Raw genomic sequence first — 20,269 nt, 5'->3', positions numbered from 1 at the left:
AGCCAGGCGCAGCCTCACGCAGGGACATGCACAGCCTCCACCCGGCTGGCAACGAACCGCTCCCGCTCCCTGCGCACCGCCCGCGACTTGAGCCGCAGAATCTGCCAGACCCCGAGCGCCTCCAGGACGAACACCGCGGAGAACGCCACGCGGTAGTTCTGACCGGTCGCGTCGAGCAGCACACCGATCGCGAGCAGCGTCGTCATGGAGGCGACGAAGCCGCCCATATTGGTGATGCCCGACGCCGTGCCCTGCCGCTCCGGCGGATTGGCGGGCCGCGCGAAGTCGAAGCCGATCATGGAGGCGGGCCCGCAGGCGCCGAGCACCACGCAGAGGACGACCAGCAGCCACATCGGGGCGTGGTTCCCGGGATGGGCGAGCGTGGCCGCCCAGGCCGTGGCCGTCGCCCCGATGGTGCCGAGCGCCAGCGGGAGCCGGGCCGCGTGGTGCCGGGCCACGATCTGCCCGTAGACGAGGCCGATGACCATGTTGGACAGGACGACGAGCGTGAGCAGCTCACCGGCGCTCGCCCGCGACAGGCCCTGCGCCTCGACGAGGAACGGCAGGCCCCACAGGAGCAGGAAGACCATCGCGGGGAACTGCGTGGTGAAGTGCACCCACAGCCCGAGCCGGGTGCCGGGCTCCTGCCAGGACAGGGTGATCTGCCGCCGTACGTGGGCCGCTCCGCTGTGCGTGGCCGGCTGCGGCTCGTGCCCCTCGGGGTGGTCCTTGAGGAACAGCGTCATCAGGACGAGGACGACGACACCGCAGAGCGCGCTGCCCGCGAAGGCCTGGGTCCAGCCGAGGGAGTGCAGCAGCCGGGCCAGGACGAGGGTCGAGACGAGGTTGCCCGCCATGCCGATGAGCCCGGCGAGCTGGGCGACCATCGGGCCGCGCCGCGCCGGGAACCAGCGGGTGCCGAGCCGCAGGACGCTGATGAAGGTCATCGCGTCACCGCAGCCGAGCAGGGCGCGCGAGACGAGCGCCGTCTCGTACGAGGGGGAGAAGGCGAAGCCGAGCTGTCCGACCGTGAAGAGGACGACCCCGATCGTCAGCACCTTCTTGGTGCCGAGCCGGTCGACCATCAGACCGACGGGTATCTGCATGCCCGCGTAGACGAGCAGTTGGAGTATGGAGAAGGTCGAAAGGGCGGACGCGTTGACGTGGAAGCGGTCCGCGGCGTCGAGTCCGGCGACGCCGAGGGACGTCCGGAAGACGACGGCGACGAAGTAGACGGCGACCCCGACCGACCAGACCAGCACGGCCTTGCGACCGCCAGGGGGATCACCGGGCAGCGCGACGGGGGCGGAACCCGCGGAACTCATCGGACGTCACCCCGGGCCAGGTTCTGGAACCAGCCGACGTGCCGGGTGACCACGGCGACCGCCGCTTCCGCGTCGCCGCGGCGCAGCGCGTCGAGGATCTCCTCGTGCTCGGCGAGGGTCTTCGCGATCCGGTCGGGGTGGGAGTGCAGCACGGCGACGCCCATCCGCAGCTGCCGGTCCCGCAGCTGGTCGTAGAGGCGCGCGAGGATCTCGTTCCCGCCGCTGCGCACGATCTCCGCGTGGAAGCACCGGTCGGTGACCGCGGCCGCCGCGAGGTCACCGGCGCCCGCCTGCTGCCGCTGCCGGTCAAGGAGCTCCTCAAGGCGGCCGATCAGGCCGGACGGCGCAGGCACCGCCTTGCGCACCGAGTGCGTCTCGACGAGCAGCCGCGTCTCGACGACGTCCGCGATCTCCTGCGCGGAGACGGGCAGCACGAGTGCGCCCTTCTTCGGGTAGAGCCGCAGCAACCCCTCCACCTCCAGCTTCAGGAGCGCCTCGCGCACCGGGGTGCGGGACACCCCCACGGCCTCGGCGAGCTCGCCCTCGGTGAGGAGCGTGCCGCCCTCGTAGCGGCGCTCCAGGACGGCCTGCTTCACGTGGGCGTAGACGCGTTCCGCGGCGGGCGGACGCTTGGCGGCGGGGAGCGGAGCGGCCGGAGCGACGGAAGGAGTGACAGGCGAGTCAGGCGAGGCAGGAGTGATGGGAGAGGCGGGAGCGGTGGCTGGCATGCGCACAGCATAGATACAACAGGTATACGACGGAATCCCCCGTCCATATGCCGGGCACCTCTACGGAATTAATGGGCTTTACGGCACATCCATCGGCCCCCCTCACTCGTCTACTGAGTGGGCGGCATCCTCATGCAGCCGCAGTCCAGGGGCATTTGGAGTATCCAACTTGAATACCGGCATTAAGGGCGTACGTCGCACATCGGCCGTTCTCGTCACCGCGAGCGCGATGCTGGCCGGCGGCGCCCTCACCACTACGGCCCACGCGGCCGCACCGCCGAAGCCGTCGATCGTCGCCAAGGGCGGCTTCGCGATGAACAACAGCACGGGGAAGAGCCTCTTCACCAAGGCCGCCGACACCCGGCGTTCCACCGGCTCGACGACAAAAATAATGACGGCGCGCGTCGTGCTCGGCCAGCGGAACCTGAACCTGGATTCCAAGGTGACGGTCCAGAAGGCCTACAGCGACTACATCGTCAGGAACGGCGCCTCGTCGGCGCGGCTCATCGTCGGCGACAAGGTCACCGTCCGTCAGCTCCTCTACGGTCTGATGCTGCCGTCCGGCTGTGACGCCGCGTACGCGCTCGCGGACAAGTTCGGCAAGGGTTCGTCCCGGGCCGCCCGCGTGAAGAACTTCATCGGCCAGATGAACACGACGGCCAAGAACCTGAACCTGAAGAACACCCACTTCGACTCGTTCGACGGCATCGGGAACGGCAGCAACTACTCGACGCCGCGCGACCTGACGAAACTCGCGAGCAACGCGCTGAAGTACTCGCAGTTCCGCTCGGTCGTGAAGACGAAGTCGACGAAGCAGAAGGTCACGACGAAGAACGGCGGCTACCGCTACATGTCGTGGTCCAACACGAACAACCTTCTCAGCTCCTACCGCGGCGCCATCGGCGTGAAGACGGGCTCCGGCCCCGAGGCGAAGTACTGCCTGGTCTTCGCGGCGACCCGCAACGGCAAGACGGTCGTCGGGACGGTCCTCACCTCGACGTCCGTGAACAACCGCACCGCGGACGCGAAGAAGCTGCTCGACTACGGCTTCAAGGTCGCCTGACGCCCAGCGGTTCTCCGCAGTCGCACGGGAAGGGGCCCGCCGCACTTTCGCGGCGGGCCCCTTCTTCATGCGCTGCGGGTACTACTGCGCCATGCGCTGCGGGTACCGCTACGCCCAGGTCAGCAACCGCTTCGGCCGCTCCAGGATCGCCGCCACATCGGCGAGCACCTTGGAGCCCAGCTCCCCGTCCACCAGGCGGTGGTCGAAGGACAGCGCGAGCGTCGTCACCTGGCGCGGCTTGACCTTGCCCTTGTGGACCCACGGCTGGAGCTTGATCGCGCCGACCGCGAGGATCGCGGACTCGCCGGGGTTGATGATCGGCGTGCCCGTGTCGACACCGAAGACGCCGACGTTCGTGATCGTGACCGTGCCGCCCTGCATGTCCCCGGGCGACGTCTTGCCCGACCTGGCCGTGGAGACCAACGCGCCGAGGGACTCGGCGAGTTCGGGCAGGGTCTTGGCGTGCGCGTCCTTGATGTTCGGCACGATCAGACCGCGCGGGGTGGCCGCGGCGATGCCCAGGTTCACATAGTGCTTCTGGACGATCTCCTGATTCGCCTCGTCCCAGGCGGCGTTGATGCCGGGGTTCCGCTTGATCGCCACGAGCAGGGCCTTGGAGATGAGCAGCAACGGATTGACCCGCAGCCCCTCGAACGCCTTGTCCTGCTTGAGCTCCTCGACCAGCTTCATCGTCCGCGTCACGTCGATCGTCACGAACTCCGTGACGTGCGGCGCCGTGAACGCCGATTCGACCATCGCCTGCGCGGTGACCTTGCGGACGCCCTTGACCGGGATACGGGTCTCGCGGGCATCCGTGCCCACCGCGGAAGCGGAGGCGGAGGCAGCGCCGGCCGTCGCCCCGGCCTCCGGGGCGGGCGCCCGCGTCACCTGCGGAGCGGGCGCGGAGACGGGCACCGAGGCGGGCTCGGCGGCCGGAGCCACCGCCGCGTGCACGTCCTCGCGGGTGATGATCCCGTCGGGCCCGGACGGGACGACCGCGGTCAGGTCGACGCCGAGGTCCTTGGCGAGCTTGCGGACGGGCGGCTTGGCCAGCGGGCGGGCGCCGTTCCCGTTCACCCGCACCTCCTGCGGGGCCGCCGGCTCGGGGGCCGCGACAGGGGCACCACCGGAGGCGGTGCCGGAGTCCGTGCCGGAGTCGGTGCCGGTGGATTTGCGGGCCCGCCGCTTCGTCGAGGCCTCGGACACCCCGTAACCCACGAGCACCGGCTGACGTCCGGCGGGCTCGGCCTCGGCGGCGGCCGCGGGCTCGACCGTCCCGCCCTGAGCCGTCACCGGTTCGGGCGCCGCCACAGGCCCCGCCCCGCCCGACACGTCGACCGCGATGATCACCTGGCCGACGTCGACCGTGGTGCCCTCGGGGAAGCGCAGCTCCCGTACGACACCGTTGAACGGGATGGGGAGCTCGACCGCGGCCTTGGCCGTCTCGACCTCGCACACGACCTGGCCGTCGGTGACCTCGTCACCGGGCTGTACGTACCACTTGAGGATCTCGGCCTCGGTGAGTCCCTCGCCCACGTCGGGCATCTTGAACTCGGCAAGAGCGGTGTCAGTCATCGTCGTCACGCCCTTTCCCTCAGTACGCCAGCGAGCGGTCGACGGTGTCGAGCACTCGGTCGAGGCCCGGCAGGTACTCCTCTTCCAGGCGCGCCGGCGGGTACGGCGCGTGATAGCCGCCGACCCGCAGCACGGGCGCCTCCAGGTGGTAGAAGCACCGCTCGGTGATGCGGGCCGCGATCTCCGCGCCCGTGCCCAGGAAGACCGGCGCCTCGTGAACGACGACGAGCCTGCGCGTCTTCTCCACCGAGGCCTGCACCGAGTCGAAGTCGATCGGCGACATCGAGCGCAGGTCGAGGACCTCCAGGGACTTGCCCTCCTCCTCGGCCGCCGCGGCCGCCTCCAGGCAGACCTTCACCATCGGGCCGTACGCGACGAGGGTGAGGTCGCTGCCCTCGCGGGCGACGACGGCCTTGTGCAGGGGGCCGGGGATCGCGTCCTTGTCGACCTCGCCCTTGTCCCAGTACCGCCGCTTCGGCTCGAAGAAGATCACCGGGTCGTCGCTCTGGATGGCCTGCTGCATCATCCAGTAGGCGTCCGCCGAGTTGGAGGGCGAGACCACCTTCAACCCCGGGACGTGCGCGAACAGCGTCTCGGGGGACTCGCTGTGGTGCTCGACGGCGCCGATGCCGCCGCCGTACGGAATGCGGATGACGACCGGCATCTTGACCTTGCCGAGCGCGCGGGCGTGCATCTTCGCGAGCTGCGTGACGATCTGGTCGTACGCGGGGAAGACGAAGCCGTCGAACTGGATCTCCACCACCGGGCGGTAGCCCCGCAGGGCGAGGCCGATGGCCGTGCCGACGATGCCGGACTCGGCGAGCGGGGTGTCGATGATCCGCTCTTCGCCGAAGTCCTTCTGGAGCCCGTCCGTCACGCGGAAGACGCCGCCGAGCTTGCCGACGTCCTCGCCCATGATGAGGACCTTGGGGTCGTTCTCCAGCGCCGTGCGCAGCGATTCGTTGATCGCCTTGGCGATGGGAAGCTTCTGGACAGCCATGGTTACTTGCCCTCCCCGCCCGCGGGCGCGTCCGCGAACGACGCCTGGTAGGCGGCGAACTGGGCGCGCTCCTCGTCCACGAGCGCGTGCCCGTCCGCGTAGACATTCTCGAAGATCGCCATCAGATCCGGATCCGGCATCGCCCGCACCACCTCTCGCACTCGCTTGCCCAACGCTTCGCTCTCGTCGTCGAGTTCCGCGAAAAATCCCTCATCCGCGTGACCTTCGGACTCCAGGTAGGCCCGCAGCCGCAGAATCGGGTCCTTGACTTCCCAGGCCTCCCGCTCCTCGTCCCTGCGGTACTTGGTCGGGTCGTCGGAGGTGGTGTGCGCGCCCATGCGGTAGGTGAACGCCTCGATCAGCGCGGGGCCCTCGCCCGCGCGGGCCCGCTCCAGGGCCCACTTGGTGACGGCGAGCACGGCGAGCACGTCGTTGCCGTCGACCCGCACACCGGGGAAGCCGAAGCCCTGCGCGCGCTGGTAGAGCGGCACCCGGGTCTGCTTCTCGGTGGGCTCGGAGATCGCCCACTGGTTGTTCTGGCAGAAGAACACGACCGGGGAGTTGTAGACCGCGGAGAACGTGAACGCCTCGGCCACGTCGCCCTGGCTGGAGGCGCCGTCCCCGAAGTACGCGATCACGGCCGAGTCGGCACCGTCCTTGGCGACGCCCATGGCGTAGCCGGTGGCGTGCAGCGTCTGCGAGCCGATGACGATCGTGTAGAGGTGGAAGTTGTTGCTGTTCGGGTCCCAGCCGCCGTTGTTCACGCCGCGGAACATGCCGAGCAGGTTGGTCGGGTCCACGCCGCGGCACCAGGCCACGCCGTGCTCGCGGTACGTGGGGAACACGTAGTCGTCGTCCCGGGTGGCCCGGCCCGAGCCGATCTGGGCGGCCTCCTGGCCGAGCAGCGAGGCCCACAGGCCCAGCTCGCCCTGGCGCTGCAGGGCGGTGGCCTCGGCGTCGAATCGCCGGGTGAGGACCATGTCGCGGTACAGGCCGCGCAGTTCCTCGGCGGTGATGTCGGCGACGTACGAGTCGTACACCGCGTTCTCGACCCGCTGGCCCTCGGGGGTCAGCAGCTGTACGAGCTCGGGCTCCGTGCTCTTCTGCGGCGCGGCCTTCTTGGCGCTCGCGCGCTTGCCGCCGCCCGTACTGCTACGGCGCGGTTTGCGCGCGGCGGTGCTCTCCACGGTCACGTGTGCTCCTCCGTCGGTCCGGCCCCCCAGGGTTACCGGGTTGGCCAGTGCGGCTCGCCTGGTCCGTGCCCGCGCACGGGGTGGGTGCGACTCAGCCGGGAAACAGGCGTGACAGGTGCCCCGGCAAGCGCCCTGCACAAAGCACGTTACCCAGTGCTTCCCATTTCTGTGAAACCCCATCTGACCTGCGAATTTGCTTGGATTACCAAGTATCTGACTGCTTGGATTTCCGAGTAAACCGAGAAAATCGGGAACACTTCCTGGTCACAGCACTGATCACAGCCTGGCAGGGGGCCGGAACACCGGCACGTTATCCCGGGTACCCCGGCGACGGGAAGGGTTCCGCCCGGGCACGGAAAGAGATCGTGTGTGAGACTGGGCCCGTGCGCGAAGACGGAAAAATTACGGTATTTCTCCTCGACGATCATGAAGTGGTCCGGCGGGGGGTCCATGAGCTGCTGTCCGTGGAGGCCGACATCGAGGTCGTCGGCGAGGCCGGAACCGCGGCGGACGCCCTGGTCAGGATCCCCGCGACCCGGCCGGACGTGGCCGTGCTCGACGTACGCCTGCCGGACGGCAGCGGCGTCGAGGTGTGCCGCGAGATCCGCTCGCAGAACGAGGACATCAAGTGCCTGATGCTCACCTCGTTCGCCGACGACGAGGCCCTCTTCGACGCGATCATGGCCGGTGCCTCCGGTTATGTCCTCAAGGCCATCCGCGGCAATGAGCTGCTCACCGCCGTGCGGGACGTCGCCGCGGGCAAGTCCCTGCTCGACCCCGTCGCCACGGCCCGCGTCCTGGAGCGGCTGCGCGACGGCAACAACGCCAAGGGTGACGACCGCCTGGCCGGCCTCACCGAGCAGGAGCGGAAGATCCTCGACCTGATCGGCGAGGGCCTGACCAACCGCGTGATCGGCGAGCGGCTGCACCTCGCCGAGAAGACGATCAAGAACTACGTCTCCAGCCTGCTGTCCAAGCTGGGCATGGAGCGGCGCTCGCAGGCGGCGGCGTACGTGGCCCGCATGCAGGCGGAGAGGCACTGAGGGACTTACGTCCCTGGTTGATGGGGCGGGATCCCCTTTTCGGACACCCCGCCGATGAACCAGGGTGGGTGGTATGCCCACCGACGACCAGCTCGCCTTCGAACTGCTCAGCCGCACCGACTACGGCCGGGTGGCGACCAGCATGCGCGCGCTGCCCTTCCTCGCGGCGTCCCGGCACATCGTCGTGGACGGCGCGATCCTGCTGCGCATGCACAAGGGGTACGGCTACCACCAGGCGTGCGTCGGCAGCGTCGTCGCGTACGGCGCGGACAACCTCAATGTCACGAGCGTGCGCGACGTCCGGTGGACCGTCCAGTGCGTCGGCCTCTGCGAGGCGGTGGAGCCGAGCACCGCGGAGCTCGCGCTCTTCGGGCCAGGCCCCCGCTTCGTGGACGGCGACCTGTTCGACCCGGTCTACCTGCGCATTCAGCCGCAGTTCAGCACGGTGCACACCCTGCGGGCGGGCGAGGACCGGACCGGCCACGACCTTCTGCTGCAGTACATGCACTAACCGCTGAGGATGCGGTATTGCGGTATTGCGGTATGCGGTATGCGGTATGCGGTATGCGGTATACAGAAGCGAAGACAGAAAGGCCCCCGCCGCAGCGGGGGCCTTTCTCATGCACGCCTCAGAGCTTCACGTCTCAGAGCCCGTTCTCACCGTCACCGGCACCGCCGTCACCCGCGCCGCCGTTGCCCTCGCCCGGGTCCGTCGGGTCACTCGTGGGGTCCGGCGGGTCCTGGGTGGGCGTAGTCGGGTCGGTGGTGGGATCCGTGGTCGGGTCCGTGGTCGGCGTCGTCGGGTCGTTCGTCGGCCGGGTCGGGTTGTTCGTCGGGTAGTTCGGCTTGGACGTCTGATTCTGCGGCGGGTCGTAGTCCGTCGCGCCACCGGTGTCCGTACCCGGGTCCGTCTCGTCGTCCGTCGTCTCGTCGTCCGTGCTCTTGGTCGGTTCCTTGGACTGCGAGTGCTTCGGCGTGGGCGACTTCGTCGGGTCCTTGTGGTCCTTCTTGTCGGCCGCGCTCAGTGCGAACGCGACACCCACCGCGATGGCGATGATCGCGAGCACGGCGATGATCCACATCCGGCCGCGGCCGGACTTGCCGCCCTGGGGCCCGCCGTCGAAGCCTCCGTCGTCGCCCCCGTGCTGACGCAGCATGGGGCTCGGGATCTGCGCGGTCCCCGAGTCCGGGTGCGCCATCGCGGTCGTGCCGGCGACGCCCATGGCCGAGGTGCCGCCACCCTCGTGCAGCGCGACGGGACCGGTGTTCCAGGTGCCCGTGTGGCTGCCCTGCTCGTGCAGCATCTGCAGCCCGTACTGGACGAGGCCGCGCATCTCCTCCGCCGTCTGGAACCGGTCGTCCGGGTCCTTGGCGAGGGAACGCATGACGAGCCCGTCCAGTTCCGGCGGGGCCGCGTCCGACACCTCGGAGGGCGGCACCGCCTGGTCCTGGACGTGCTGGTAGACGACGGAGAGCGGCGTCTCACCGGTGAACGGGGGCCGCAGCGCGAGCAGTTCGTAGAGCAGACAGCCGGTCGCGTACAGGTCGGAGCGGTGGTCGACGGCCTTGCCGAGCGCCTGCTCGGGCGAGAGGTACTGGGGCGTGCCCATGACCATGCCGGTCTGCGTCATCGTCGACTGCGCGCCGTGCAGGGCGCGCGCGATGCCGAAGTCCATCACCTTCACCGCGCCGGTGTTGGTGATGATCACGTTCGCGGGCTTGATGTCGCGGTGCACGATGCCGTGCTGGTGCGAATAGGCCAGGGCCTCGAGTACGCCCGAGACGATGATCAGGGCCTGCTCCGGACCCGGCGCCTCCGCGTTGAGCAGCAGATCGCGGATCGTCCGGCCCTCGACGATCTCCATGACGATGTACGGGACCACGCTCGGCCCGACGACGTCTTCACCGGAGTCGTACACCGCGACCACAGCGTGGTGGTTGAGGCCCGCGACGGACTGTGCCTCGCGCGTGAAACGGGCCTTGGAGACCGGGTCCTCTGCGAGGTCGGACCGGAGCAGCTTGACGGCGACGGTGCGGCCGAGACGTACGTCCTCGGCTGCGAACACCTCGGCCATGCCGCCCCGGCCGAGTCTGTGGGTCAGCCGGTAGCGGCCGTCGCCGACCAGCCCGCCGTTACCCCACAATTCGGGCGCGTCTGACATACCGCCGCCAGTCGCCTCGGGGTCGGACGGGCCCTGAGCGCGCTGCGTCTGTGCCATCAGTCCTCGCCGTCGTTTCTGGTCGTGGTACTTGGTGCTGAGTACGTCGCGGTACGGGGTACTCCGACGGGCCACGCTACAGCCTTCGGGCCACCCGCCGGTTCGAGGTGGACCGCACATCAAAGCCTTCACCGGGTGCCACGCGCAAACTTGTAACGCTTCCGAGACGCTTCTTGCGCGTACGGTCACGGAACGGGCACCGAGCTTGACGCGTCATCGTCCTCGGGCAGACTTGGCCTGGAATAAGCGGTAAATCGATCACCAGCCGCGGAGCCGTCCGGCAACCGCGCCGATGGGGGACGCACGAGATGAGCAGCCAGGACGGCGCACAGGGGCGGTATGCGGGGCGTTCGCTGGCCGGTGGCCGCTACCAACTGCGTGATCTGCTCGGCGAGGGCGGCATGGCGTCGGTGCACCTCGCCTATGACACCGTGCTCGACCGCCAGGTCGCCATCAAGACACTGCACACCGAGCTCGGCCGCGAACAGTCCTTCCGCGAACGCTTCCGCCGCGAGGCCCAGTCGGTGGCGAAGCTCACGCACACGAACATCGTGTCGGTCTTCGACACCGGCGAGGACACGCTGTCCGACGGCGACTCCGCCGCGGGCGACGGCGCTCCGATGCCGTACATCGTCATGGAGTACGTCGAGGGCAAGCCGCTCGGCTCCGTGCTCGACGCGTCCGTCGCCCAGTTCGGCGCGATGCCGACCGACCAGGCGCTGAAGATCACCGCCGATGTGCTCGCGGCCCTGGAGATCAGCCACGAGATGGGCCTGGTCCACCGCGACATCAAGCCGGGCAACGTCATGATGACCAAGCGCAACGTCGTCAAGGTCATGGACTTCGGCATCGCCCGCGCCATGCAGTCCGGCGTCACCTCCATGACCCAGACCGGCATGGTCGTCGGCACCCCGCAGTACCTCTCCCCGGAGCAGGCCCTCGGCCGCGGTGTCGACGCGCGCTCGGACCTCTACTCCGTCGGCATCATGCTCTTCCAGCTGGTCACCGGGCGGCTGCCCTTCGAGGCGGACTCGCCGCTCGCCATCGCGTACGCGCACGTCCAGGAGGAGCCGGTCGCTCCCTCCTCGATCAACCGCTCCCTGCCGCCCGCGGTGGACGCGATCGTCGCCCGCGCGCTCAAGAAGAACCCGAACGAGCGTTTCCCGACCGCCGACGCCATGCGCGACGAATGCCTGCGCGTCGCCCAGTCCCTCCAGGCGGCGGCCCCCAGCATCGTGCCGGGCGCGCAGACCTCGAGCGGCGCGGGCGTGGGCTCGGCGGTCTTCCCGCCGGTCGACACGTCGCTGCCGCAGAGCGGCCAGGTGCAGACCCCGTACCAGCCGGGTCCGTACGGCCCGTCCACCCCGGCCCCTGCCCCCACTCCCGGCTACGGCTACCCGCAGCAGAGCGGCTACCGGACGCCGCCGCCCGTCAACGCGTACGCGCCGCAGCAGGGCGCGCAGACCCCGCCGCCGTACAACCTCTCGCCGCAGCCGGCGACGTCCGCCTCGGTCGGGGCGGGCGGCACCGGCGGCGGCAAGCGTCGGAACATGCCGGTGATCGTCGGCTCGATCGTCGTCGCCCTGCTCGCCATCGGCGGCCTGATCACCGCCCTGTCGCTCAACAGCGACGACGGCGATGGCGGCAAGGAGGCCGGCGGCGACAAGTCGAAGCAGCCGGTCGCCGGGCACAAGGGGCCCGACCGCAACATGACGATGGAGACCGACGAGTGCACCGACCCTGAAGAGGGTTACAACGACGAGAACAAGATCAAGGTCCCTGACTTCACCTTCAAGGACTGGCGCTCGGTCCTGTCCTGCCTCCAGGCGGCCGGCTGGAGCTACGACAAGCGCAAGATCAACGAGAACGCGTACGGCGAGGACACCGTGATGCGGCAGAACCCGAAGGAAGGCACGGAGGTCGACCCGAAGACGCTGGATCTTCAGTTCGACATCTCCACGGGCAACCCCTCATAGCGGGAGCGGTCCTCTTCCTAGCGGGAGCGGTCCTCTTCCTGCTGCTACGCCGAGGGGCTCGGTACGCGCGATGCGTACCGAGCCCCTCGGCATAGCCGTATCCGCCCCTCCTAGAGGTAGGGGCCTCCGGAGCGTCCTGCGATGCCGCCGGTCTCGTCGTCATCGTCGCCGCCGCCCACGCCGGGCGGCAGCGCCCGCCGCATCGACTCCAGCTGGGCCCGCGCCGCCATCTGCTGCGCGAACAGCGTCGTCTGGATCCCGTGGAAGAGGCCTTCGAGCCAGCCGACCAACTGGGCCTGCGCGATGCGCAGTTCCGCGTCGCTGGGCGTCGACTCGTCCGTGAAGGGAAGGGAGAGCCGCTCCAGCTCCTCGACGAGCTCGGGGGCGAGGCCATCCTCGAGCTCCTTGACGGAGCTGGCGTGGATCTCCTTGAGGCGCACCCGGCTCGCCTCGTCGAGAGGAGCCGCCCGCACCTCCTCGAGCAGCTGCTTGATCATGCTGCCGATGCGCATGACCTTGGCCGGCTGTTCGACCATCTCCGTCACCGGAACCTCGCGGGATTCGTCGTCTCCGCCGCCACCGAGAGCCATTCCGTCCTGGCCCACGACCAGGACATGGGGGCTCTCCGGCGACCGTTCGTTCCTCGGCATCTCCATGCCGCCATTCTCGCGCACCGGTACATCACACGTCGGTAGTGCCCCCATTCCCGGCTGATCCACCCTCAGCCGCGGCGCAACCGCCAACCGAGGAAGCCGAGACCGAGGCCGATGAGGAGCAGGCCGCCGCCGAGGGGCAGGACGTGCAGGTTGGGCAGGACGGGGCCGGCGGGCGGGCGCTCCGGGGGAACGGCCTGGGTGTCCTGATGCCGCTCGACCGAGACCGGCTCCGGTTGCCGAGGAGGCGGGGCGAAGGGCAACGGCGACAGGTCGGGAACGCCCGGCCGCGCCTGCCCCGGCCGCTCACGCCCCTCCCCGGCACGGCTCCCCGCACGAGAGGTCTCGTCGACGGTGGTCACGGTCCGCCCGGGTGGCCGTCCGTCGGCCGCGTACGCCACGAGCCCGGACCCGACCGTACCGAGTACGGCGAGCAGCACCCCCACGACCAGGACCAGGGCCAGAACCAGGCGCCGCCCCACCCACAACCCATCCATCGCGCCGACCCTCCCGCCACCGGGTAACAAGATCAAACCCGCTCACACACCATGCTCAATCGTCACACAGCGCCACAACCCCGGCATCCGGAACCGCCACGAGGGCCCAGGGGCACGAGGAACTGCGCGCCAAGCCCCCGCCGAACCGGCACCCAAAAACAAGACCCCAGCCACCCCAGGGGCGCGGGGAACTGCGCGACAAACCCCCACCGACCCCGCACCCAAAAACAAGACCCCAGCGACCCCAGGGGCGCGAGGAACTGCGCGACAAACCCCCACCGGACCGGCACCGGAAAACGAGCCCCCAGCCCGCCTCAGGGGCGCGGGGAACTGCGCGACAAACCCCCACCGGACCGGCACCCGAAAACGAGCCCCCGGCCCACCTCAGGGGCGCGGGGAACTGCGCAACAAGCCCCCACCAGCCCCGCACCCAAAATCGAAACACCCACCCACAAACAAGGGGCGCGGGGAACTGCGCAAAAGCACAGCCACCCGCACCCCACCCCCGCTACCCCAGCCCGCGCCCCCGCTACCGGGTCAAAACCACCTTCCCAATATGCCCACTCTCCTCAAGCACCCGATGCGCCACCCCCGCATCCCGCATCCCCACAGTCCGATCCACAATCGGCCGCACATGCCCCCCACCGATCAACGGCCACACATGCTCCCGGACAGCCGCGACGATCGCCGCCTTCTCCGCCCCCGGCCGCCCCCGCAGCGACGTAGCCGTGACAGCCGCCCGCTTGTTGAGCAGCGCGCCGATGTTCAGCTCACCCTTCGCCCCGCCCTGCATACCGATGATCGCGAGCCGCCCGTTGACCGCGAGGGCCCGCACGTTCCGGTCCAGGTACTTCGCCCCCATGTTGTCGAGGATGACGTCCGCACCGGCCCCGCCCGTGGCCCGCTCGATCTCCTCGACGAAGTCCTGCTCGCGGTAGTTGATGAGGATGTCCGCCCCCAGCTCACGGCAGAACGCCAGCTTCTCCTCGCTGCCCGCCGTGACGGCGACCTTCGCACCGACCGCCTTGGCCAGCTGGATCGCCATGGTGCCGATGCCGCTCGACCCACCGTGCGCCAGCAGCGTCTCGCCGGGCCGCAGGTGGGAGATCATGAAGACGTTGGACCACACGGTCGAGGTCACCTCGGGCAGCGCGGCCGCCGTGACGAGGTCGACGCCTTCGGGCACGGGCAGCAGCTGACCGGCCGGCACGACGACCTGCTCCGCGTAACCGCCACCGGAGAGCAGCGCGCACACCTCGTCCCCGACCGCCCAGCCGGAGACGCCGGGGCCGAGTGCGGAGATCCGTCCGGCGCACTCCAGGCCGGGGTAGGCGGAGGCACCGGGCGGCGGGTTGTAGAAGCCCTGCCGTTGCAGCAGGTCGGCGCGGTTCACGGCGCTGGCCACCACATCGACGAGCACCTCGCCCTCGCCGGGCACGGGATCGGGGACCTCGGCCCATACGAGCGCTTCAGGGCCGCCGGGTTCGGGGATCGTGATCGCATACATGCTGGCGAGGCTACTCGCGTCACGGGATTCGCACCGGTTACCACCCACCCGATACGCCGCACCGCCCCCGCCCGACACCACGGGCCCCCGGCCCACTGCGCACAGCCCGCTCCCCGAACCCCGTACCGCGCTCGCCGCTTCCCGCTGCTCACCCGCGCCGGGGCCCCGCCTTAGCTGGGCCACCTCAGCCGGGCCGCCTCAGCCGGGCCGCAACGGCTTCACATCGGGTGCGACAGCCGTCCCCGGCGAGGCCCGGACGATCGTGATCAGCCGGTCCGTCAACTGCAGCTTCCCGACCGCCGGATCGTCGTACCCGAGCACCCGATGCCCGCGTACGACACTCACGACCAGGTCGTCCGTCTCCCGTACCCCGAGCCCCACCTCGGCCTTTATCACCGGCCGTTCGACGAGATCGAGCCCGCTGCCCTGTTGGATCAGGTCCTCCATCACCATGCCCGCACTCGGGCTGAGCACGGAGAGACCGAGCAGACGGCCCGCCGCGCTGGCGCTGGTGATGACCGCGTCGGCGCCGGACTGGCGGAGCAACGGCGCGTTCTCCTCCTCGCGCACCGCCGCCACGATCTTCGCCCCACGGTTCAACTGCCGTGCGGTGAGGGCGACAAGGACCGCCGTGTCGTCTCGTTGCGTCGCGATGATGATCTGCCGCGCCCGCTGCACCTCGGCGCGGAGCAGCACATCGCTGCGCGTCGCGTCGCCGATGACGCCCGCGAAACCCTCGGCCGTGGCGGCGTCGATGACCTTCGCGCTCGGGTCGACGACGACGATCTGCTCCGGCTTCAGACCGGTGGCGCAGACGGTCTGGATCGCGGAACGGCCCTTGGTGCCGAATCCGACGACGACGGTATGTTCACGCAAGTTGGACCTCCAGCGGGACAGACGCCACTCCTCGCGCGTCCGTTCCGTGAGCACTTCGAGAGTGGTGCCGACCAGAATGATCAGGAAGAGCACGCGCAGCGGCGTGACCATGAGGATGTTGGTGAGCCGGGCGCTGTCGCTGTACGGGACGATGTCGCCGTAGCCGGTGGTGGAGAGCGTGACCGTCGCGTAGTAGGCGGAGTCGAGGAAGTCGACGCGGCTGTCCGAGTTGTCGTGGTAGCCGCTGCGGTCGATCCAGACGATGAACGTCGTCAGGGCGAGGACCAGCAACGCCATCGCCAGACGGCGGGTGACCTGGCGCAACGGACGCTCGACCTTACGCCGGGGCAGCGCGATCCGGTGCGTCGTGTGCTGCTCTTCGGGGTGACGCGCGATCGCGTCATGCCCGGGAAGTTTCACGTGAAACGCTCCTCGCCGTCAGCGCCCTCAGCGCCGTCCGCCCCGGCTCCGCCGACCGGGCCCGGACCACCGTACGGGCCCGCCCCCGTCCCCACGTCCGGCACCGCCCACGGCAGGTCGAGGATCTCCACTTCCTGCCTCTCCCGCGCCCCGCCCGGTGGCACGACCGCGAGCCCGTCGGCCGCCGCGATGCCGCGCAGCATCGCCGGGCCATTGAAGCGCAACGGCACGGCCCGGTCGGCGCGCAGGGTGACGGGGACGAGGCGGGTGTCGTGCGGGTGGCCCTGTACTGCGTCGCGCAGGGGAGCGGTGTACGTGGAGGGCCCGCCGCAGCCGGACGCGCGCCCGGAGAGCGTACGCAGCAGGGGTTCGGCCAGCGTCAGAAGACCGGAGACGGCGGCGAGCGGATTGCCGGGCAGGCCGACGAGGTGCTGTCCGGGGCGGATGCGGGCAAGCAGCATGGGGTGGCCGGGGCGCACGGCGACGCCGTCCACGAGCAGTTCGGCGCCGATCAGCGCGAGGGTGGGGTGGACGTGGTCGACGGGACCGGACGCGGTGCCGCCCGTCGTGACGATCAGGTCGGCGGTGGACGTGGTGACGGCCTCGCGGAGGGCCTCGGCGTCGTCCCCGAGGCGCCGGACGGCGGTCACGTCGGCGCCCAGCGCGTGCAGCCAGGGCGGCAGCATCGGGCCGAGCGCGTCCCGGATGAGGCCCTCGCCGGGGAGCCCCTCGGCCAGCAACTCGTCGCCTAGGACGAGGACTTCGGCGCGGGGCCTGCGGACCACCGGCAACGTGTCGTACCCGGCGGCCGCGGCCAGCCCGAGCACGGCGGGGGTCACCAGGGATCCCGCGGGCAGGAGGTGGTCGCCGGAGCGGCACTCCTGGCCGCGCGGGCGGATGTCCTGGCCGGTGACCACCTCGCGCCGCGCGTGCAGCCTTCCCTTGTCGTCGATGACGCCGTGCTCGCTGCGCAGCACGGCGGTGGCGTCCTGAGGGATGCGCGCGCCGGTCGCGATGCGCACCGCCTCCCCGTCGCGGAGCGCGTCCGGGCGGCCGTATCCTGCGAGGACCTTGTCGGCGCGTACGTCCCAGGGGCCGGGTCCCGCGACGGCCCAGCCGTCCATCGCCGAGGTGTCGAAGGACGGCAGATCGGTGAGGGCGGTGAGCGGCGCGGCGAGGATCAGGCCGAGGGCCCGGTCGAGGGGGGCCGGGGCGGGCTCGGCCTTCGGCTGCGGAGCGGCCCGCTCCGCTCGGGCGCGGGCGGCGGGCCAGGGCGTGATGTCCCGGTGCTTGCCGTCCTCCGGCTCGGCGCCGGTGGCTGCGGGGCCGACTGCGTCGGGGCCCTGGGAGGCGGGCTTGGGGGCGGACGACGACGCGGACGATGACGCGGACGCGGACGATGACGCGGACGGCGAGGTGGCTGAGGACGCGGCTGAGGGTGAGGACCCGGGTGAGGACGCGGGCGTGGCGGCGGGCCGGGCGGCCGGGTCGGTCACCGGTGCCGGCCGGGGCACGGCCTCACGGCTGTCACGGTCTCCGTTCACCAGAGCGATCGCCTCGTCGAGCTCGGCGTCCGACGCGGGTTGCCCGGTCATCCGGCGTCCGGCCGTGAGCCGGGCACGGCACCGGGCTTCTCGCCCCGCGCAAGCCCGTGTCCGGGCGCGGCGTCCGACTTCTCCGACCTCTCACCCTGTGCGAGGCCCTGCTCCGACGCGGCACCGGGCTCCTCACTTCGCCCCGGATCCGGCTCAGGCGCCGCCACCGGCACCTCGTCCTGTTGATCCTCGTCCGCCCACCGGGCGGCAAGTGCCGCCGCCTTGCGTGTCGCCTCGGCCACCGCCCCGGTGCCGTCGGCCGTTCCGCCCCGCGCGGCGGCCTGCGCCGCCGCGTATCCGACGAGGAACGTGGTCAGCGGTGCGGCGGGCCTGGCCACGCCGTGCGCGGCGTCGCGGGCGAGATCGAGGAGGGCGCCGGTGTCGACATCGAGGTCGATGCCCAGCTCGTCCTTGACTGCGGAGATCCATTCATCCAACACGTTGCCATGCTCCCTGATACGGGCTCGGGCGGTGGCGATGTCGTCCCAGGTGTCGCAGTCGAATGCCGCGACGGGGTCGGCGACCCTCGCGAGGTCGAGCCGCGCGGTGAGCACCCGCAACGGCGTCCCGGCGAGCCCGCCGCCGGCGACCGCGGCGATCTCCCGGCACAGCGCGTCCCGCCGGTAGGCAGCGACGAGCGGCTGGTCCCGGCCGCCGGGATCGGTGAGGACCGCCCCGTCCGCGCCGCTCCCGCGCAGGGCGGCGAGCAGGCGGCGTACGGTCTGCCCGCCCAGGAACGGCAGGTCGGCCGAGAGCACCACCACCCGCTCCGCGGCCGTGTGGCGGAGCCCCGCGTCGAGCGCGGCCAGCGGCCCGCCGCCCGCGGGCTCCTCGCGCGCCCACACCACGGGGGACGCGGTCGGCCTCGGCTCGGCCACCACGACAGTGGTCCCCGCGCCGGAGCAGGCCGCGAGGACCCGGTCGAGCAGCGTCCGGCCGCCGACCCGCACCCCCGGCTTGTCCGCGCCGCCGAGCCGCCGGGCGCCGCCGCCGGCGAGTACGACGGCGTCGTACGGCGGCGCGGCGGGCTCGCGCGAGCCGCCCTCGTTCGTGGTCACCCACTGAGTATGGGCGTACCAAGGATCATTGCCACCCCTGTACGGGGCCTTACCGGCAAGGGACGTGCGTCACTCGCGTACGCCCCTGCCCCTCACACCGACCGCAGCAGCACCGCCGGCTGTTCGACGCAGTCCGCCACGTAGCGCAGGAAGCCGCCCGCGGTACCGCCGTCGCACACCCGGTGGTCGAAGGTGAGCGACAACTGCACCACGTGTCGCACCGCCAATTCCCCCTGGTGCACCCACGGCTTGGGGATGATGCGGCCCACGCCGAGCATGGCCGCCTCGGGGTGGTTGATGATCGGCGTGGAACCGTCGACTCCGAACACCCCGTAGTTGTTGAGGGTGAAGGTCCCGCCGGTGAGCTCCCCCGGCGTGAGCGTCCCCGCCCGCGCCGACTCCGTGAGCCGGATCAGCTCCGCGTTGATCGAGTCGGTCGTACGGGTCTGGGCGTGCCGCACCACCGGAACGACCAGGCCCCGGTCGGTCTGCGCGGCGAAGCCGAGGTGGATGTCGGAGAACTGCCGCACCTCGCGCGCTTCCATGTCCACGGAGGAGTTGAGCATCGGGAAGCGGGTCAGTGCGGCCACGCTGATGCGGGCGAGCAGCGCGAGCAGCGACACCTTGGGGGCGCCGGTGCCGTCCCGCTCCGTGGTCGCGGCGTTCATGGCCTTGCGGGCCGCGAGGAGCTCGGTCGCGTCGGCGTCGACCCAGCAGGTGGCTTCCGGTATCTCGCGTCGGCTGCGGGACATCTTGTCCGCGACCAGGCCCCGGATGCCGGTCAGCGCGTGCCGGGACTCGGCACCGGCGCTCCGTGGCTCCTGCCCCGCCGCCACCTGGTGACGCGCCTCGGCCCGCCCCGCCTGAGCCCCCGCTCCGGCGCCCGCCTCGGCCGGCGTGCCGCCCGCCCGGCTCGCGCTGAGGGCCGCGTCGACGTCCGCGCGCGTGATGAGCCCGTCCGGTCCTGAGCCCGCGAGGGCGCGCAGATCCACGCCGTTCTCGCGGGCCAGCCTGCGTACGAGAGGGGAGATGACCGGTATGGGGCCGTCCCCGCGCGCGGGGGACGCGACCGGTTCCTGTGCCGCGGGCAGCGGCGCGGTCTCCTGCGGCACAGGGCGCGCGGGCCGCACCCTTCGGCGGCGTGCCGGGGCCGCCGCCGTGCCGTACCCCACGAGGACGTTCCCGGAGGACTCCTCCGCGGCCGTCTGCAGGGCACGCTCCGCGGGCTCCTCGGGGGCCCTCGACCCGATGGGGCCCACCTCGGCGCCCGCCCCCTCCGGGGCGCTCACGGCGACCGTCAACAGCGGCGCCCCCACCGGCAGTTCCGTGCCCTCCTCGCCGAAGCGTGCCGTCACCACGCCCCCGTAGGGACACGGCACCTCGACCATCGCCTTGGCCGTCTCGACCTCGACGACCGGCTGGTCCACTGCCACGACGTCGCCGACCTCGACGAGCCAGCGGACGACCTCCGCCTCCGTCAGCCCTTCCCCGAGGTCCGGCAGCTTGAATTCCAGGCTGTTCACATCAAAAGCAGGGGCCAT

General features: G+C 70.9%; 17 protein-coding genes. 4 read left to right on the top strand and 13 right to left on the bottom strand.

Annotation, left to right across the window (positions count from 1 at the left end; all coding sequences use genetic code 11):
* Window positions 1–14: 14 nt before the first annotated feature.
* On the bottom strand, window positions 15–1,325 hold the full coding sequence (locus AC07DI_RS31380; RefSeq protein WP_384252306.1) for an MFS transporter: 1,311 nt from the start codon (window positions 1,323–1,325) through the stop codon (window positions 15–17).
* Entirely contained in the window at window positions 1,322–2,053 is a 732-nt protein-coding gene (locus AC07DI_RS31375; RefSeq protein ID WP_478907710.1) for a GntR family transcriptional regulator, read from the bottom strand. The genes AC07DI_RS31380 and AC07DI_RS31375 overlap by 4 nt, the downstream gene beginning before the upstream one ends.
* A gap of 169 nt (window positions 2,054–2,222) precedes the next feature.
* On the opposite strand from AC07DI_RS31375, the gene AC07DI_RS31370 reads away from it, so the two are divergent.
* Window positions 2,223–3,116: a D-alanyl-D-alanine carboxypeptidase family protein gene (locus AC07DI_RS31370; protein WP_384252312.1), complete on the top strand. Its 894-nt coding sequence runs from the start codon at window positions 2,223–2,225 to the stop codon at window positions 3,114–3,116.
* Between the two features lie 108 nt (window positions 3,117–3,224).
* Here the strand turns inward: AC07DI_RS31370 and AC07DI_RS31365 are convergent, their stop codons facing one another.
* The 3 genes from AC07DI_RS31365 to pdhA are packed head-to-tail and all read right to left on the bottom strand — an operon-like array spanning window position 3,225 to window position 6,884.
* Window positions 3,225–4,691 carry a dihydrolipoamide acetyltransferase family protein gene (locus tag AC07DI_RS31365; protein WP_478907816.1) on the bottom strand — a complete coding sequence of 489 codons (1,467 nt, stop codon included), beginning with the start codon at window positions 4,689–4,691 and terminating at the stop codon, window positions 3,225–3,227.
* 19 nt (window positions 4,692–4,710) lie between these two features.
* Window positions 4,711–5,691 (bottom strand): alpha-ketoacid dehydrogenase subunit beta, encoded by a 981-nt coding sequence (locus AC07DI_RS31360; protein WP_384252314.1) that lies wholly within the window; start codon window positions 5,689–5,691, stop codon window positions 4,711–4,713.
* A gap of 2 nt (window positions 5,692–5,693) precedes the next feature.
* Window positions 5,694–6,884 (bottom strand): pyruvate dehydrogenase (acetyl-transferring) E1 component subunit alpha, encoded by a 1,191-nt coding sequence (pdhA, locus tag AC07DI_RS31355; protein WP_478907707.1) that lies wholly within the window; start codon window positions 6,882–6,884, stop codon window positions 5,694–5,696.
* A gap of 383 nt (window positions 6,885–7,267) precedes the next feature.
* Between pdhA and AC07DI_RS31350 the strand changes: the two genes are divergently transcribed.
* Complete coding sequence (locus AC07DI_RS31350; protein WP_478907705.1) at window positions 7,268–7,927, top strand: response regulator; 660 nt, start codon at window positions 7,268–7,270, stop codon at window positions 7,925–7,927.
* 73 nt (window positions 7,928–8,000) lie between these two features.
* On the top strand, window positions 8,001–8,438 hold the full coding sequence (locus AC07DI_RS31345) for a pyridoxamine 5'-phosphate oxidase family protein (protein ID WP_384252323.1): 438 nt from the start codon (window positions 8,001–8,003) through the stop codon (window positions 8,436–8,438).
* A 133-nt stretch (window positions 8,439–8,571) separates the two neighbouring features.
* Here AC07DI_RS31345 and AC07DI_RS31340 read toward each other — a convergent pair whose 3' ends face one another.
* Window positions 8,572–10,146 (bottom strand): protein kinase domain-containing protein, encoded by a 1,575-nt coding sequence (locus AC07DI_RS31340; protein ID WP_478907702.1) that lies wholly within the window; start codon window positions 10,144–10,146, stop codon window positions 8,572–8,574.
* 308 nt (window positions 10,147–10,454) lie between these two features.
* On the opposite strand from AC07DI_RS31340, the gene AC07DI_RS31335 reads away from it, so the two are divergent.
* Entirely contained in the window at window positions 10,455–12,122 is a 1,668-nt protein-coding gene (locus AC07DI_RS31335) for a protein kinase domain-containing protein (protein ID WP_478907700.1), read from the top strand.
* Between the two features lie 110 nt (window positions 12,123–12,232).
* Here AC07DI_RS31335 and AC07DI_RS31330 read toward each other — a convergent pair whose 3' ends face one another.
* From AC07DI_RS31330 to AC07DI_RS31300, 7 genes are all read right to left on the bottom strand, one after another.
* Complete coding sequence (locus AC07DI_RS31330) at window positions 12,233–12,778, bottom strand: bacterial proteasome activator family protein (RefSeq protein ID WP_384252331.1); 546 nt, start codon at window positions 12,776–12,778, stop codon at window positions 12,233–12,235.
* Window positions 12,779–12,843: 65 nt separating this feature from the next.
* Window positions 12,844–13,272: a hypothetical protein gene (locus tag AC07DI_RS31325; RefSeq protein ID WP_384252332.1), complete on the bottom strand. Its 429-nt coding sequence runs from the start codon at window positions 13,270–13,272 to the stop codon at window positions 12,844–12,846.
* A gap of 529 nt (window positions 13,273–13,801) precedes the next feature.
* The gene (locus tag AC07DI_RS31320) at window positions 13,802–14,779 is read right to left on the bottom strand and encodes an NAD(P)H-quinone oxidoreductase (protein WP_478907697.1); all 978 of its coding nucleotides are present in this window, start codon (window positions 14,777–14,779) and stop codon (window positions 13,802–13,804) included.
* 198 nt (window positions 14,780–14,977) lie between these two features.
* Window positions 14,978–16,075, bottom strand: coding sequence for a potassium channel family protein (locus AC07DI_RS31315; protein ID WP_478907695.1), 1,098 nt, complete (start codon window positions 16,073–16,075; stop codon window positions 14,978–14,980).
* Window positions 16,072–17,670: a molybdopterin molybdotransferase MoeA gene (locus tag AC07DI_RS31310; protein ID WP_478907693.1), complete on the bottom strand. Its 1,599-nt coding sequence runs from the start codon at window positions 17,668–17,670 to the stop codon at window positions 16,072–16,074. Before AC07DI_RS31310 ends, AC07DI_RS31315 begins: the two co-directional genes overlap by 4 nt.
* Window positions 17,667–18,728, bottom strand: coding sequence for an NTP transferase domain-containing protein (locus AC07DI_RS31305; RefSeq protein WP_478907691.1), 1,062 nt, complete (start codon window positions 18,726–18,728; stop codon window positions 17,667–17,669). The genes AC07DI_RS31310 and AC07DI_RS31305 overlap by 4 nt, the downstream gene beginning before the upstream one ends.
* 92 nt (window positions 18,729–18,820) lie before the next feature.
* Window positions 18,821–20,269: a dihydrolipoamide acetyltransferase family protein gene (locus AC07DI_RS31300; RefSeq protein WP_478907689.1), complete on the bottom strand. Its 1,449-nt coding sequence runs from the start codon at window positions 20,267–20,269 to the stop codon at window positions 18,821–18,823.

The sequence above is a fragment of the Streptomyces sp. NPDC044106 genome (assembly GCF_056433985.1).
The sequence above is the reverse complement of the archived record's forward strand: the minus strand, read 5'-3'. Positions and strand labels throughout refer to the sequence as shown.